14 protein-coding genes are annotated in these 13,894 nt (G+C 72.8%); 4 read left to right on the forward strand and 10 right to left on the reverse strand.

All coding sequences use genetic code 11. The annotated features are described in order from the left end of the window. Positions 1 to 2: 2 nt before the first annotated feature. From zwf to pgl, 3 genes are read left to right on the forward strand one after another with little or no spacing between them, the layout of a single operon-like run. Positions 3 to 1,535 (forward strand): glucose-6-phosphate dehydrogenase, encoded by a 1,533-nt coding sequence (zwf, locus tag ACIGW2_RS17060; RefSeq protein WP_361588635.1) that lies wholly within the window; start codon positions 3 to 5, stop codon positions 1,533 to 1,535. Next, positions 1,532 to 2,593, forward strand: a complete 1,062-nt coding sequence (gene opcA / locus ACIGW2_RS17065; RefSeq protein WP_391655263.1) for a glucose-6-phosphate dehydrogenase assembly protein OpcA — start codon at positions 1,532 to 1,534, stop codon at positions 2,591 to 2,593. Before zwf ends, opcA begins: the two co-directional genes overlap by 4 nt. Beyond that, positions 2,590 to 3,372, forward strand: a complete 783-nt coding sequence (gene pgl, locus ACIGW2_RS17070; RefSeq protein ID WP_391655262.1) for a 6-phosphogluconolactonase — start codon at positions 2,590 to 2,592, stop codon at positions 3,370 to 3,372. The genes opcA and pgl overlap by 4 nt, the downstream gene beginning before the upstream one ends. Before the next feature lie 22 nt (positions 3,373 to 3,394). Here pgl and ACIGW2_RS17075 read toward each other — a convergent pair whose 3' ends face one another. From ACIGW2_RS17075 to ACIGW2_RS17095, 5 genes are all read right to left on the reverse strand, one after another. Next, on the reverse strand, positions 3,395 to 4,927 hold the full coding sequence (locus ACIGW2_RS17075) for a PH domain-containing protein (RefSeq protein ID WP_391655261.1): 1,533 nt from the start codon (positions 4,925 to 4,927) through the stop codon (positions 3,395 to 3,397). Beyond that, positions 4,924 to 5,436, reverse strand: a complete 513-nt coding sequence (locus ACIGW2_RS17080; protein WP_391655260.1) for a PH domain-containing protein — start codon at positions 5,434 to 5,436, stop codon at positions 4,924 to 4,926. Before ACIGW2_RS17080 ends, ACIGW2_RS17075 begins: the two co-directional genes overlap by 4 nt. 4 nt (positions 5,437 to 5,440) lie before the next feature. Further along, positions 5,441 to 7,147 carry a glucose-6-phosphate isomerase gene (gene pgi, locus ACIGW2_RS17085; protein WP_391655344.1) on the reverse strand — a complete coding sequence of 569 codons (1,707 nt, stop codon included), beginning with the start codon at positions 7,145 to 7,147 and terminating at the stop codon, positions 5,441 to 5,443. A gap of 82 nt (positions 7,148 to 7,229) precedes the next feature. Next, positions 7,230 to 8,000 carry a sugar isomerase domain-containing protein gene (locus ACIGW2_RS17090; RefSeq protein ID WP_391655259.1) on the reverse strand — a complete coding sequence of 257 codons (771 nt, stop codon included), beginning with the start codon at positions 7,998 to 8,000 and terminating at the stop codon, positions 7,230 to 7,232. A 78-nt stretch (positions 8,001 to 8,078) separates the two neighbouring features. After that, a complete protein-coding gene (locus tag ACIGW2_RS17095; RefSeq protein WP_391655258.1) occupies positions 8,079 to 9,026 on the reverse strand; it encodes an N-acetylglucosamine kinase in 948 nt (315 codons plus the stop codon). An 86-nt stretch (positions 9,027 to 9,112) separates the two neighbouring features. Here ACIGW2_RS17095 and ACIGW2_RS17100 point away from each other — a divergent pair, with 86 nt between their 5' ends. Next, on the forward strand, positions 9,113 to 9,958 hold the full coding sequence (locus ACIGW2_RS17100) for a MurR/RpiR family transcriptional regulator (protein ID WP_391655257.1): 846 nt from the start codon (positions 9,113 to 9,115) through the stop codon (positions 9,956 to 9,958). 46 nt (positions 9,959 to 10,004) lie between these two features. On the opposite strand, the gene ACIGW2_RS17105 is transcribed toward ACIGW2_RS17100, so the two are convergent. From ACIGW2_RS17105 to gap, 5 genes are all read right to left on the reverse strand, one after another. After that, positions 10,005 to 10,340 carry an RNA polymerase-binding protein RbpA gene (locus ACIGW2_RS17105; RefSeq protein WP_003957010.1) on the reverse strand — a complete coding sequence of 112 codons (336 nt, stop codon included), beginning with the start codon at positions 10,338 to 10,340 and terminating at the stop codon, positions 10,005 to 10,007. A 77-nt stretch (positions 10,341 to 10,417) separates the two neighbouring features. Then, positions 10,418 to 10,648, reverse strand: coding sequence for a preprotein translocase subunit SecG (secG, locus tag ACIGW2_RS17110; RefSeq protein ID WP_030205174.1), 231 nt, complete (start codon positions 10,646 to 10,648; stop codon positions 10,418 to 10,420). A gap of 106 nt (positions 10,649 to 10,754) precedes the next feature. After that, positions 10,755 to 11,531, reverse strand: a complete 777-nt coding sequence (tpiA, locus tag ACIGW2_RS17115; protein ID WP_361588650.1) for a triose-phosphate isomerase — start codon at positions 11,529 to 11,531, stop codon at positions 10,755 to 10,757. 7 nt (positions 11,532 to 11,538) lie between these two features. Further along, a complete protein-coding gene (locus tag ACIGW2_RS17120; RefSeq protein WP_391655256.1) occupies positions 11,539 to 12,750 on the reverse strand; it encodes a phosphoglycerate kinase in 1,212 nt (403 codons plus the stop codon). Between the two features lie 119 nt (positions 12,751 to 12,869). Next, positions 12,870 to 13,877, reverse strand: a complete 1,008-nt coding sequence (gap, locus tag ACIGW2_RS17125) for a type I glyceraldehyde-3-phosphate dehydrogenase (RefSeq protein WP_361588654.1) — start codon at positions 13,875 to 13,877, stop codon at positions 12,870 to 12,872. Positions 13,878 to 13,894: the final 17 nt, after the last annotated feature.

A 13,894-nucleotide genomic window follows, 5' to 3' on the forward strand; every position in this document is an offset into this window, starting at 1 on the left:
CCTTGAGCGCAGTCACCGGAGCCAACCCGCTCCGTGACGCCGCAGACCGACGGCTCCCGCGCATCGCGGGGCCGTCGGGTCTGGTGATCTTCGGTGTCACGGGCGATTTGTCCCGTAAGAAGCTGATGCCCGCCGTCTACGACCTCGCGAACCGCGGTCTGCTGCCGCCGGGCTTCTCCCTCATCGGTTTCGCCCGCCGCGAGTGGGAGGACGAGGACTTCGCCCACGAGGTCCACGAGGCCGTCAAGCAGCACGCCCGCACCCCGTTCCGCGAGGAGGTGTGGCAGCAGCTGATCCAGGGGATGCGCTTCGTCCAGGGCGACTTCGACAGCGACGAGGCCTTCGAGCAGCTGAAGTCCACCATCGAGGAGCTGGACAAGGCGCAGGGCACGGGCGGCAACTTCGCCTTCTACCTCTCCGTGCCGCCGAAGTTCTTCCCCCTGGTCGTCCAGCAGCTCAAGAAGCACGGCCTGGCCGACCAGAAGAACGGCTCGTGGCGGCGCGCCGTCATCGAGAAGCCGTTCGGCCACGACCTGGCCTCCGCCAAGGAGCTCAACGAGGTCGTGCACGAGGTCTTCCCGCCCGAGGCGGTCTTCCGCATCGACCACTACCTCGGCAAGGAGACCGTCCAGAACATCCTGGCGCTCCGCTTCGCCAACACCCTCTTCGAGCCGATCTGGAACCGGTCGTACGTCGACCACGTGCAGATCACCATGGCCGAGGACATCGGCATCGGCGGCCGGGCCGGCTACTACGACGGCATCGGCGCGGCCCGTGACGTCATCCAGAACCACCTGCTCCAGCTGCTCGCGCTGACCGCGATGGAGGAGCCCGCCTCCTTCGACGCCGACGCGCTCGCGGCGGAGAAGACCAAGGTGCTCGGCGCGGTGAAGCTGCCGAAGGACCTGGCGAAGTCCACGGTGCGCGGTCAGTACGCGGCCGGGTGGCAGGGCGGCGAGAAGGCCGTCGGCTACCTGGAGGAGGACGGGATCGACCCGCAGTCGAAGACCGACACCTACGCGGCGATCAAGCTGGAGATCGACAACCGCCGCTGGGCGGGCGTCCCCTTCTACCTGCGCACGGGCAAGCGGCTCGGCCGCCGGGTCACCGAGATCGCGGTGGTCTTCCAGCGCGCCCCGCACTCCCCCTTCGACCAGACGGCCACCGAGGAGCTCGGGCAGAACGCCCTGGTCATCCGGGTGCAGCCGGACGAGGGCGTGACCATGCGCTTCGGCTCCAAGGTGCCGGGCACCCAGATGGAGGTCCGGGACGTGTCGATGGACTTCGCCTACGGCGAGTCCTTCACCGAGTCCAGCCCCGAGGCCTACGAGCGGCTCATCCTCGACGTCCTGCTCGGCGACTCCAACCTCTTCCCGCGGGTCGAGGAGGTCGAGCTGTCCTGGAAGATCCTCGATCCGATCGAGCGGTTCTGGGACACGCACGGCAAGCCCGCGCAGTACCAGTCCGGGACCTGGGGTCCGGTCGAGGCGGACGAGATGCTCGCACGAGACGGCAGGAGCTGGCGCCGGCCATGAAGACCGACCTGACGGACACCACGTCCTCCAAGATCAACAAGGCGCTGGTGCTCGGGCGGCGGGCCATCGGCACCCCGGCCGTCGGCATGGTGCTCACCCTCGTCATCGTCACCGACGAGGAGAACGCCTACGACGCGCTGAAGGCGGCCAACGAGGCGTCCCGCGAGCACCCCTCGCGGACCCTCGTCGTCATCAAGCGGGTCTCGCGGGGACCGCGGGACCGCAGCAAGGCGCGGCTCGACGCCGAGGTCCGCCTCGGCGCCGACGCCAGCACCGGCGAGACGGTGGTGCTCCGGCTGTACGGCGAGGTCGTCGACCACGCCCAGTCGGTCGTGCTGCCGCTGCTGCTGCCGGACGCTCCGGTCGTCGTCTGGTGGCCGGTGAACGCCCCGGTCGACCCGGCGAACGACCCGCTGGGCGCGCTCGCCCAGCGCCGGGTCACCGACACGTACGCCGCCGAGCAGCCCATCCAGGAGCTGACCGCGCGGGCGGACGCGTACACGCCGGGCGACACCGACCTGTCGTGGACCCGGATCACCCCGTGGCGGTCGATGCTGGCCGCCGCGCTCGACCAGGTCGTGTGCGAGGTCACCTCGGCCGAGGTGGAGGGCGAGGAGTTCAACCCGAGCGTGGAGCTGCTGGCCATGTGGCTGGCGGACCGCCTCGGCATCCCGGTGCGGCGCTCGGCGTCGGGCGGCCCCGGCCTCACCTCGGTGCGGCTTGAGACCAACTGCGGTCCGATCGTGCTGGACCGGCCGGACGGCTCGCTGGCGACGCTCTCCATCCAGGGCCAGCCGGACCGGGCCGTGGCGCTCAAGCGCCGCGAGACCTCCGAGTTGATCGCGGAGGAGCTGCGCCGGCTCGACCCGGACGACACCTACGCCTCGGCGCTGCGCTTCGGTCTGGAGCGGCTCGACGAGGAGGCGGCGACGACCGCTCCGGAGCCGGCCGCTTCGGCGGCCGAGGAGGTCGTCGTGGTCGAGGAGGTCACCGCGACCGGGGAGCCCGCCAAGCGGACCGCGAAGAAGACCCCGGCCAAGAAGGCGGCGGCCAAGTGAGCACTCCCCGGCTGGTCGTGCACCGCGACAAGGAGCTGATGGCCGAGGCCGCCGCGGCCCGGCTGATCACCAGGGTCGTGGACGCCCAGGCCGCCCGCGGCTCCGCCTCGGTGGTCCTCACCGGCGGCCGCAACGGCAACGGTCTGCTCGCGGCCCTGCGGACGGCGCCCGCCCGGGACGCGATCGACTGGTCGCGGCTCGACCTGTGGTGGGGCGACGAGCGCTTCCTCCCCGAGGGAGACCCGGAGCGCAATGTCACCCAGGCCCGTGAGGCGCTGCTCGACAGCGTCCCGCTGGACCCGGCGCGGGTGCACGCGATGCCGGCCTCGGACGGCGCGTACGGCGACGACGTCGAGGCCGCGGCCGCGGCGTACGCGGCGGAGCTCGCCGCGGCGGCCGGCCCCGGCGACCAGGGCGGCGTGCCGGCGTTCGACGTGCTGATGCTGGGCGTCGGCCCGGACACCCATGTCGCCTCGCTGTTCCCCGAGTTGCCGGCGGTGCGCGAGACCGAGCGGACGGTGGTGGGTGTGCGCGGCGCGCCGAAGCCGCCGCCGACCCGGATCTCGCTGACCCTTCCGGCGATCCGGGCCGCCCAGGAGGTCTGGCTGCTCGCGGCCGGCGCGGACAAGGCGAAGGCCGCGGCGATCGCGCTGTCCGGGGCGGGCGAGGTGCAGGCCCCGGCGGCCGGCGCGTACGGCCGGTCCCGCACGCTGTGGCTGCTCGACGCGGCGGCCGCGTCCGAGCTGCCGCGTGAGCTCCGCCCCCCGGCCACGGCCTGAGGGGGCGTCACCAGGGCCCGGTTCACCTGTCGGTGGGCCGGGCCCTCGGCTTCTCCGCGTCCGGTACGGGTTCCAGGAAGGGGTCCAGCAGGCCGGGCACGGCCTCGGCGGCGAAGGCCAGGCCCTGGCTCTCGCCCGCGTCGTAGACCGTGTAGGCGCCCTCGCCGGCCGCGGTGGTGGCGCTCAGCGTGAGCACGCCGGCGCGGCGCTGGAACCAGGACTGTCCGACCGTCCAGCCGATCACGCCGGCGCGCTGGAGGGCGACGGTGGAGCGGCGCACGGTGCCGGAACGGGTCACCAGGTAGCGGCCGCTGACGCCGTGTCCGAGGTTGCGGTAGGCGTCGAGGGCGAGCAGCACGGCGAGCGGGGTGAGGACGACGGCGAGGCCGCCGGCGAGGTAGAGCAGCACGGGGGTGAGCCGGGCGCCGAGGACGGCGAGGACGGCGGCCGGGCCGAGGGCGGCCCCGAGCGCCCGGCGCAGCCGCCGGGTCCGGGCGGCCCGGGGGTGGGCGGCGAGGGCGGCGCCGGTGGGCGGTCCGGTCTCGCGGAGCACGCTCGCGGCGACCCGGTCGGCGACGGCGCGCGGCGCGGGAGGCAGCAGGTTCTTGAGGTCGGCGTGCTTGTCGTCGTCGTCCTGGGCGAGCCCGGTGGCGACGGCGTCGACCCGGGCGGCGCGGAACAGGCGCACGCCGAGCGGTTCGACGAGCTCGACCCCGCGCAGCCGGCGCTCCTCCAGGGAGACCGAGCGGGAGGTGAACAGGCCGCGGCGGACCCTGAGGGTGCCGCCCGGTTCGCGTTCCAGCCGGTAGTGGGCCCACATCTCGATCCACAGGCCGAGCGCGCCCAGCATGCCGGCGAGGGTGGCGAGCAGCGCGAGGACGACGATCATCCAGGGCAGCGAGACGTCCTCGAAGCGGTCCCCTATCCAGCCGATGACCTCGTCCTGGGCGCCGAACCAGTCGCTGACCTGCAGCACGGCCCCGGCGGCCGCGCCGCCGAGCAGCGGGGCGACGAAGGAGACCGGGGCGTAGCGGATCCAGCGCGGGTCGAGGGTGGCGAGCGGGCCGTCGTGGGCGGTGTCCCCGGGCGCGCCGGCCGGGCGGGCGAGCAGGGTGCGGCGCAGGTGTTCGCCCTCGGCGCGGGTGACCAGTTCGAGTGCGAGGGTGGACTCGCCGTCGGTGTGCTCGCCGGTGCCGATGCGGACCTTGACCAGGCCGAGGAGGCGGTGCAGCGGGTTGGCGGTGAGGTCGACGCTGCGGATGCGCTCGCGGGCCAGGGAGCGCCGGGTGACGACGAGCAGGCCGGTGTGGAGGTCGACGCGGTCGGCGCCGACGCGGTAGCGGGTGCGCCGGAGCCGTACCCAGTCGGCCGCGGTGCCGCCGCCGATGAGCAGGGCGGCGCCGGCCAGGACCCAGGCGGCGGCCTGCCAGGCCGGCCGTGAGCCGGAGGAGAGGCTGAGGAAGGCGGGGAGCGCGGCGCCGCCGGCGACGCCGCACAGGACGGCGGCACCGGCCAGCACCGAGCGGGGGGCGAGCCGGCGCCACTCCTCGCTCATGTGGCGTCCCCGGGGGTGGCGCGGGTGATCGCGGTGAGCCGTTCGGCGAGCCCGGCGGCGAGCTCGTGGTCCAGTCCCTCGATCCGCAGGGCGCCCTTGGCGGAGGCGGTGGTGACGGTGACGGTGGCGAGCCGGAAGGCCTGTTCGAGCGGGCCGCGCACGGTGTCGACGGTCTGGATCCGGGACATGGGCGCGATCCGCCACTCCTGCCGGAGGGCGCCGGTGCGCACGTACACGGCCTCGTCGGTGACCTCCCAGCGGTGCACGCGGTACCGCCAGGCGGGGAGGAACGCGGTCACGGCGAGCCCGGTCAGCGCCACGGCCGCGGCGGCGGCCAGGAGCCAGGTCCTGGCCGGCCCGACGAGGGCGCCGAGCACGGCGAGCACGCCGGCCGGTGCGGCGGTGGCGAGCAGCAGCCGGCTGCGCCACCAGTGGACGACGCGCCCGTCGAGGGTGTGCCTCGGCGGGCGGAGCCGTACCGCGTCCGATCCGTTCCTCCCCCCGGTCACCGGGTCAGTCCCGGCCGCGCAGCGCGCGGTAGGCGGCGACGAGTCCGGCGGTGGACGAGTCGAGCCCCTCGCCTCCGGTCCCTTGCGTGAGCACCGGCTCGATCTTCTTGGCGAGGACCTTGCCGAGCTCGACGCCCCACTGGTCGAAGGAGTCGATGTTCCAGACGGCGCCCTGGACGAAGACCTTGTGCTCGTAGAGGGCGACGAGCTGGCCGAGCACCGAGGGGGTGAGGGCGTCGGCGAGGATGGTGGTGGTGGGGTGGTCGCCCTTGAAGGTCTTGTGCGGGACCAGCTCCTCGGGCACGCCCTCGGCGCGCACCTCCTCGGGGGTCTTGCCGAAGGCGAGGGCCTGGGTCTGGGCGAAGAAGTTGGCCATCAGCAGGTCGTGCTGGGCGACCAGGCCGGGCTGGAGGTCGGCGACGGGCCGGGCGAAGCCGATGAAGTCGGCCGGGATGACCTTGGTGCCCTGGTGGATCAGCTGGTAGTAGGCGTGCTGGCCGTTGGTGCCGGGGGTGCCCCAGACGACCGGGCCGGTCTGCCAGCCGACCGGCTGCCCGTCGCGCGTGACGGACTTGCCGTTGGACTCCATGTCGAGCTGCTGGAGGTAGGCGGTGAACTTCGACAGGTAGTGCGAGTACGGCAGGACGGCGTGCGACTGGGCGTCGAAGAAGGCGCCGTACCAGACGCCGAGGAGGCCGAGCAGCAGCGGCGCGTTCTCCTCGGGCGGGGCGGTGCGGAAGTGCTCGTCGACGAGGTGGAAGCCGTCGAGCATCTCACGGAAGGCCGCCGGGCCGATGGCGATCATCAGGGAGAGGCCGATGGCGGAGTCGTAGGAGTAGCGGCCGCCGACCCAGTCCCAGAACTCGAACATGTTCGTGGTGTCGATGCCGAAGTCCTCGACCTTCTCGGCGTTGGTCGACAGGGCCACGAAGTGCTTGGCCACGGCCTCCTGGCCGGCTCCCAGCCCGGTGAGCAGCCAGTCGCGGGCGGAGGTGGCGTTGGTGATCGTCTCGATGGTGGTGAAGGTCTTCGAGGCGACGATGAAGAGGGTCTCGGCGGCGTCGAGGTCGCGGACGGCCTCGTGGAGGTCGGCGCCGTCGACGTTGGAGACGAAACGGAACGTCAGGTCGCGCCGGGTGTAGGAGCGCAGCACCTCGTAGGCCATGGCGGGGCCGAGGTCGGAGCCGCCGATGCCGATGTTGACGATGTTCTTGATCGGCTTGCCGGTGTGGCCGGTCCACTCGCCGGCCCGGACCTTGTCGGCGAAGGCGGCCATCTTGTCGAGGACGGCGTGCACCTCGGGGACGACGTTCACTCCGTCGACCTCGATCACCGCGTCGCGCGGGGCGCGCAGCGCGGTGTGCAGGACGGCGCGGTGCTCGGTGTTGTTGATCTTCTCGCCGCGGAACATGGCGTCGCGCAGCTCGGCCACGCCGGTGGCGGCGGCGAGCTCGCGCAGGAGGCCCAGGGTCTCGTCGGTGACCAGGTGCTTGGAGTAGTCCAGATAGAGGTCGCCGACCCGCAGCGTGTACGCGCTGCCGCGCTCGGGGTCGGCGGCGAACAGCTCACGCAGCCGGGGCTCGCCCAGCTGCTCACGGTGCTTTCCGAGGGCCGCCCACTCGGGCAGCTGGTCGAGCCTGTTCCGGCCCGCCCGTCGCCCGCCGCCACCCTTCTGCGGAGCGCTGTGCGCACTGTTCTGTTCGTTGTTCATCTCGGACATCGCCCATTTCTCCGTCTTGCTGCGTGTGTGCCCCGCTGTCTCCAACCTAATTGATCGAGGGCCGGATTCCCGTTCAGTGACCGCCGCGGTGGAGGCGGCCGGCGTAGCGCGCCTCCAGGACGGCGTTGCGCTCGTGGCCGCCGGGGAGGTTGGCGGAGACGTAGAGCGGCGGATCGACGTCCGCGGCGAGCAGCAGGGCGACGGCCTCGGCGACGGTCATCTGGACGAGCAGGGAGGAGGTGAGGGTGGAGATCCCGCACAGTGCGCCCGCGTCGGAGCCGGGCAGCGGCAGCACCGCGTCGCCGGCCGGGGCGCCGTTGTCCAGGACGGCGTCGGCGAGGTCGGCGAGGCGTCGGCCGCTCGGGTGCAGGGCGGGCACGGCGCGGGTGTGCTCCAGGGAGGTGAGGGCGACCAGCGGGTGGCCGGCGGCGGTGACCTTGAGCGCGAGGTCGACGACCGCGTTGTTCACCCCCGAGTTGGAGATGATCACGAAGAGGTCCTGGGGGCGGGGCGTGGCCAGGGCGTAGAGGCGGTCGGCGAGGCCCGGGGAGCGTTCGAGCAGCGGGTCCTTCAGGATCGCCGGGTCCTCGCCGCCGCGCAGGACGAGGTCGGCGAGGGCGATCCGGCTGGTGGGCACGAGACCGCCGGCCCGTCCGGCGACTTCGAGGGCGGCGGCCTGGGAGTGGCCGGTGCCGAAGGCGTGGATCACCCCGTCGGCGGCCACGCAGTCGGCGAAGAGCCGGGCCGCGGCGGCGACGGCCTCCCGGTTGGCGGCGACGACCCGGTCGACGGCAGCGCGGGCGACGTCGGCGAACTGGGCGGCGCCGAGGGCGGGTTGGGCCATGGCAGAAGCTCCTCCTGGTTGAACGAACCGAGTGAGACCGGGCCAGCCGGTTCAATCAACCAACAACCCGACGGCCCGTCAAGGGGACGGCACCACACCGGCGCCCGGGTCGGCGAGCCGGGCCAGGGCCACCGCGCCCGCCAGGCCGTCGGGCACCGGGGACGGGACGAGGCCGAGGGCGGCCACCCGCGCGGAGAGCCGGTCGAGCAGCGGGCCGCCCGGGCCGAGCAGTCCGCCCGTGACCACCAGCGGCTCCCCGGGCCGGGGCAGCAACGCCCGTACGGTCATGCTCAGTTCGTCCGCCGCGCGGTCCAGCAGCTCGGCCGCCACCGGGTCCCCGGCCGCCGCCGCGGCGACCACCAGCGGGCTGAGCGCGGCAAGCCGCACCGGGTGCGCCGCGTGGGCGTGGCCGACCACCCGCTCCTTGCTCAGGCCGCCGCACAGCTCCGCGACCGGGCCGCTGAGCGCGGTCGCCGGACCCCGGCCGTCCAGCGCCCGCAGCACCGCCCGCAGCGCCTCCCGGCCGAGCCAGAAGCCGCTGCCCGCGTCCCCGAGCAGCCAGCCGTCGCCGTCCACCGCCGAGACCAGACGGCGCTCCACCACCCGCGCGCCGGCCGCGCCGGTGCCGGCGATCAGCACCAGGCCGTCGGCCGGGGCGCCCGGTCCCGCCGCGAAGGCCACCTCCGCGTCGCCGTGCACCACGAGCCGCTCCGGGTCGGCGCCTGCCTCGGCCAGCGCCGCCCGCAGCGCCGCCCCGGCCCGGGCCGCTCCCCCGCCCGGGCCGCCGCCGGCGAAGCCCGCGACCACCGCCCCGACCGCCGCCCGCACCCCGGGCGGCAGTGCCCCGCGCAGCGCCTCGGTCAGATGCCGTACGAGTTCCTCCGCGGGCACGCTCAGCGCGTTGCCCGGGCCGCCCGTACCCTCGCCCAGGACGGTGCCGGTCGCCGCGTCGGCGCAGCGCGCCCTGGTCCGCGTACCGCCGGCGTCGATGCCGAGGACCACCCGCTGAATTCCGGATCCGTTCATCACGGCGCATGCTGGTTGATAGATTCACCCGGCCACAAGACCCCCGGCACCGCTCCCCCGAGACCGTCCGGCGAGGAAGGACCCGCATGATCACCGCGCTGATCCGCTCCGAACTCCCCCGGATGTCCGGCTCGTTGCGCAAGGTCGGCACCTGGGTCCTGGCCGATCCGGCCCGGCCGGCCGGGCTGTCCGCCGCCGAGCTCGGCCGGCTCACCGGCACCTCGCAGGCCACCGTGACCCGCTTCTGCCACGCCCTCGGCCTCGACTCGTACCAGCGGCTGCTGCTCGAACTGGCCCGGGAGCAGGGCCGGGAGACCGGCCCGCTGGGCCCCGACATCGGCCCCGACGACCCGCTGGAGCGGGTGGTGGCCGCCGTCGCCCAGGCCGACCTCGCGGCGCTGCGCGCGACCGCCGAGCGCCTCGACCCCGAGCTCCTGGAACGGGCGGCCCGGGCCCTGGCGCAGGCCCGCCGGATCGACGTCTACGGGGTGGGGGCCTCCGGGATCCTCGCCGTGGAGCTGCGGGCCCGACTGTTCGGCATCGGCTGCGAGGCCCGCTCGTGGACCGAGGTGCACGCGGCGAAGACCTCCGCGGCGCTGCTCACCCCGGCCGACGCGGTGGTGGCGCTCTCCCACTCGGGGGCCACCCGCGAGGTGCTCGCCCCGCTGGAGCTGGCCCGGGAGCGGGGCGCGGCGACGGTGGCGATCACGGGCGACCCGCGTTCCCCGGTGGCCCGGGCGGCCGGGGTGCACCTGGCCTCGACCTCCGCCGAGACCGGCTTCCGGCACGGCGGCTTCGGCGCCCGGCACTCGGTGCTGCTGATCCTCGACTGCCTCTACGCGCGCGTGACGCAGCTGACCCACTCGCGGGCAGCGGCCGCCCTCGCGCTCACCGCGCACATCGCCGGCGACCACCGGAAAGAGGGCACATAGACGACGGAACGGGCCCTGCGTACAGGGCCCGTTCGGCCGGTCCTTGTCAGATCTCGCCCCGGAGCTTGGCGAGGGCCTCGGCGAGGATCGCCTCGCCGTCCGCGTCGCTGCGGCGCTCCCGTACGTACGCCAGGTGCGTCTTGTAGGGCTCGGTGCGCGGCGGGTCCGGCGGGTTGTCCCGGTCCTGTCCGGCCGGGAAGCCACAGCGGGGGCAGTCCCAGGTGTCCGGGACCTGTGCGTCGCTGGCGAAGCTCGGCTGGGTCTCGTGCCCGTTCGAGCACCAGAAGGAGATGCGGAGACGCGGTGCCGACTCGCCCCGCTCGGCCTCGCCCATCGGCCCCGCGCCGACCCGGCTTCCCCGGATCGCGTTGCCACTTGCCACGGTCGTAACTCCCTGCGTGATGGTGCTCGAAGATGCCCCAGTCTACGTAAGGCCCAACGCGCGTCCAGTGATTGGAGTTACCCGTCCAACTTCATCAGGAGACCGAGTACGACAATGCACGCGAACCACAGCAGACCGACCACGACGGTGATGCGGTCCAGGTTGCGCTCGGCGACCGAGGAGCCGCCGACGGACGACTGCATGCCGCCACCGAACATGTCGGAGAGGCCGCCGCCCTTCCCCTTGTGCATCAGCACGAGCAGCATCAGCAGCGCACTGAAGACGATCAGGGCGATCGAAAACCCCATAACCACGGCTGGACCAACTTCCTCGGACTTATACGGACGGGGGCCGGGCATCGTACCTGCCCGACCCCCGCAAGGGTACGACGGATCTCCTCCGCCGCCTACATCATCACTGGTCGCGGAAGCGCACGATCTTGACGAACTCGTCGGCGTCCAGCGAGGCGCCGCCGACCAGCGCGCCGTCGATGTCGGGCTGGGCCATGATCTCGGCCACGTTGCCGCTCTTGACGGAGCCGCCGTACTGGATGCGGACCTTGTCGGCCAGCTCCTGCGAGTACAGCTCGGCGACCTTGCCGCGGATCGCCGCGCAGACCTCCTGGGCGTCGTCGGCGCCGCAGACCTTGCCGGTGCCGATGGCCCACACCGGCTCGTAGGCGATCACGATGCTCTCGGCCTGCTCGGCCGGGACGTCCTTCAGGCCGCCCTCGACCTGGGCCAGGGTGTGCGCGACGGCCTCGCCGGCCTCGCGGACCTCCAGCTCCTCGCCGACGCACAGGATCGGGGTCAGGCCGTGCTGGTAGGCGGCCTTCACCTTGGCGTTGCAGAGCGCGTCGTCCTCGGCGTGGTACTGGCGGCGCTCGGAGTGGCCGACGGCGACGTAGGCGCACTTCAGCTTGGACAGCATGGCGCCGGAGATCTCGCCGGTGTACGCGCCGGACTCGTGCGCCGAGAGGTCCTGGGCGCCGTACTTGATCTTCAGCTTGTCGCCGTCGACCAGGGTCTGCACGGAGCGCAGGTCGGTGAAGGGGACCAGGACGGCGACCTCGACGGCGTCGTAGTCCTTGTCGGTCAGGGCGAAGGCGAGCTTCTGGACGTGGGCGATGGCCTCGAGGTGGTTGAGGTTCATCTTCCAGTTGCCCGCCATCAGCGGGGTACGCGTGCTCATAAGGGGGTCAGTCCTCCAGTGCGACGAGGCCGGGGAGCTGCTTGCCCTCGAGGTATTCGAGGGAGGCGCCGCCGCCGGTCGAGATGTGGCCGAAGGCATTCTCGTCGAAGCCCAGCAGCCGGACGGCCGCGGCGGAGTCGCCGCCGCCGACCACGGTGAAGGCCGGGGAGTCGAGCAGCGCCTGCGCGACGGCCTGGGTGCCGCCCGCGTAGTCGGGGTGCTCGAAGACGCCCATCGGGCCGTTCCAGAACACGGTGCCGGCGTCGGCGAGCTTCGCGGCGTACAGCTTGCGGGTCTCGGGGCCGATGTCCAGGCCCTCCTCGGTGGCCGGGATGGCGTCCGCGGCGACCGTGGTGGGGTGGGCGGGGGCCTTGGTCTTCAGGTCCGGGAACTCGGCGGAGACCAGCACGTCGACGGGGAGCACGAACTCCACGCCGCGCTTCTCGGCCCGGGCCAGGTACTCCAGGCAGGCCGGGATCTGGTCCTCCTGGAGCAGGGAGATGCCGACCTCGTGGCCCTTGGCCTTGAGGAAGGTGTACGCCATGCCGCCGCCGACCAGGATGCGGTCGGCCTTCTCCAGGAGGTGGTCGATCACGCCGAGCTTGTCGGAGACCTTGGCGCCGCCGAGGACCACGACGTAGGGGCGCTTGACGTCCTCGGTGAGCTTCTTCAGGACGCCGACCTCGGTGGCGATGAGGTAGCCGGCGGCGTGCGGCAGCTTGGCGGGGAGGTCGAAGACCGAGGCGTGCTTGCGGTGCACGGCGCCGAAGCCGTCGCCGACGTAGAGGTCGGCGAGCTCGGCCAGCTGCGCGGCGAAGGCCTCGCGCTCGGCGTCGTCCTTGGAGGTCTCGCCGGCGTTGAAGCGCAGGTTCTCGATGACGGCCACCTGGCCGTCGGCGAGGCCGGCGACGGTCGCCCTGGCGGACTCGCCGACAGTGTCGGTCGCGAAGGCCACGTCGGCGCCGAGCAGTTCGCCGAGCCGGGCGGCGGCCGGGGCGAGCGAGAACGCCGGGTCCGGGGCGCCCTTGGGGCGGCCGAGGTGGGACGCGACCACGACCCGGGCGCCGGCCTCGGCGAGCGCCTTGACGGTCGGGACGACGGCGCGGATGCGTCCGTCGTCGGTGATGGTGGTGCCGTCGAGGGGCACGTTGAGGTCGGCGCGGACGAACACCCGCTTGCCGGTGACGCCCTCGGCGAGCAGCTCGTCGATCGTCTTCATCTGTTTCTCTGACTCCTTGGTACACGCGGTGGAGCACACGACACAGGGCTCGCACAGTGCGCCATCGCACTGCCCGAGCCCTGCTTCACATCGAAAGCCCGCTCAGAAGCTTAGAGAGCTTAGAGCTGGCCGCCGACGAAGACGGTGAGGTCGACGAGACGGTTGGAGTAGCCCCACTCGTTGTCGTACCAGCCGAGGACCTTGACCGAGTTGCCCTCCTGGACCATCGTCAGCGACGAGTCGAAGGTGCAGGAGGCCGGGTCGCCCACGATGTCCGAGGAGACGATCGCGTCCTCGGTGTAGAACAGGATGCCCTTGAGCTCGCCGTCCGCGGCCTTCTTGAACGCGGCGTTGACCTCGTCCTTGGTGACCTCGCGGGAGAGCTCGACGACCAGGTCGGTGACCGAACCGGTCGGGACCGGCACGCGCATGGCCATGCCGTCGAGCTTGCCCTTGAGCTGCGGGAGGACCAGGGCGGTGGCCTTGGCGGCACCCGTCGTGGTCGGGATGATGTTCTCCGCGGCGGCGCGGGCGCGGCGCAGGTCCTTGTGCGGGAAGTCCAGGATGCGCTGGTCGTTGGTGTACGCGTGGACCGTGGTCATCAGACCGCGGACGATGCCGAAGTTCTCGTCGAGGACCTTGGCCATCGGCGCGACACAGTTGGTCGTGCAGGAGGCGTTGGAGATGACGTCGTGGTTCGCCGGGTCGTACTTGTCCTGGTTGACGCCCATGACGATGGTGATGTCCTCGTCCTTGGCCGGGGCCGAGATGAGGACCTTCTTCGCGCCGCCGGCGAGGTGCTTCGCGGCGTCCTCGCGCTTGGTGAAGATGCCGGTGGACTCGATGACGATGTCGACGCCCAGCTCGCCCCACGGGATGTCGGCCGGGTTGCGCTCGGACAGCACCTTGATGGTGTGGCCGTCGACGGTGATGGTGTCGGCGGTGTGGGTCACCTCGGCCTTGAGGCGGCCCAGAATGGTGTCGTACTTCAGCAGGTGGGCCGTGGTCGCGGTGTCGCCCAGATCGTTGACGGCCACGACCTCGATGTCGGCACCCTGCTCAAGGAGCGCGCGGAAGTAGTTGCGACCGATACGGCCAAAGCCGTTGATGCCTACGCGGATCGTCACGAACCGATCTCCTCGTT

It is taken from the genome of Streptomyces sp. NPDC053541 (genome assembly GCF_044544705.1).
GTDB lineage: Bacteria > Actinomycetota > Actinomycetes > Streptomycetales > Streptomycetaceae > Streptomyces.

Excerpts from the sequence above, each read along its gene's own strand:
- ACIGW2_RS17120 (WP_391655256.1), bottom strand. The coding sequence starts at position 12,750 with ATGAAGACGATCGACGAGCTGCTCGCCGAGGGCGTCACCGGCAAGCGG.
- pgi (WP_391655344.1), bottom strand. The coding sequence starts at position 7,147 with ATGAACAACGAACAGAACAGTGCGCACAGCGCTCCGCAGAAGGGTGGC.
- ACIGW2_RS17075 (WP_391655261.1), bottom strand. The coding sequence starts at position 4,927 with ATGAGCGAGGAGTGGCGCCGGCTCGCCCCCCGCTCGGTGCTGGCCGGT.
- opcA (WP_391655263.1), top strand. The coding sequence starts at position 1,532 with ATGAAGACCGACCTGACGGACACCACGTCCTCCAAGATCAACAAGGCG.
- secG (WP_030205174.1), bottom strand. The coding sequence starts at position 10,648 with ATGGGGTTTTCGATCGCCCTGATCGTCTTCAGTGCGCTGCTGATGCTG.
- ACIGW2_RS17090 (WP_391655259.1), bottom strand. The coding sequence starts at position 8,000 with ATGGCCCAACCCGCCCTCGGCGCCGCCCAGTTCGCCGACGTCGCCCGC.
- tpiA (WP_361588650.1), bottom strand. The coding sequence starts at position 11,531 with ATGAGCACGCGTACCCCGCTGATGGCGGGCAACTGGAAGATGAACCTC.
- ACIGW2_RS17100 (WP_391655257.1), top strand. The coding sequence starts at position 9,113 with ATGATCACCGCGCTGATCCGCTCCGAACTCCCCCGGATGTCCGGCTCG.
- ACIGW2_RS17095 (WP_391655258.1), bottom strand. The coding sequence starts at position 9,026 with ATGAACGGATCCGGAATTCAGCGGGTGGTCCTCGGCATCGACGCCGGC.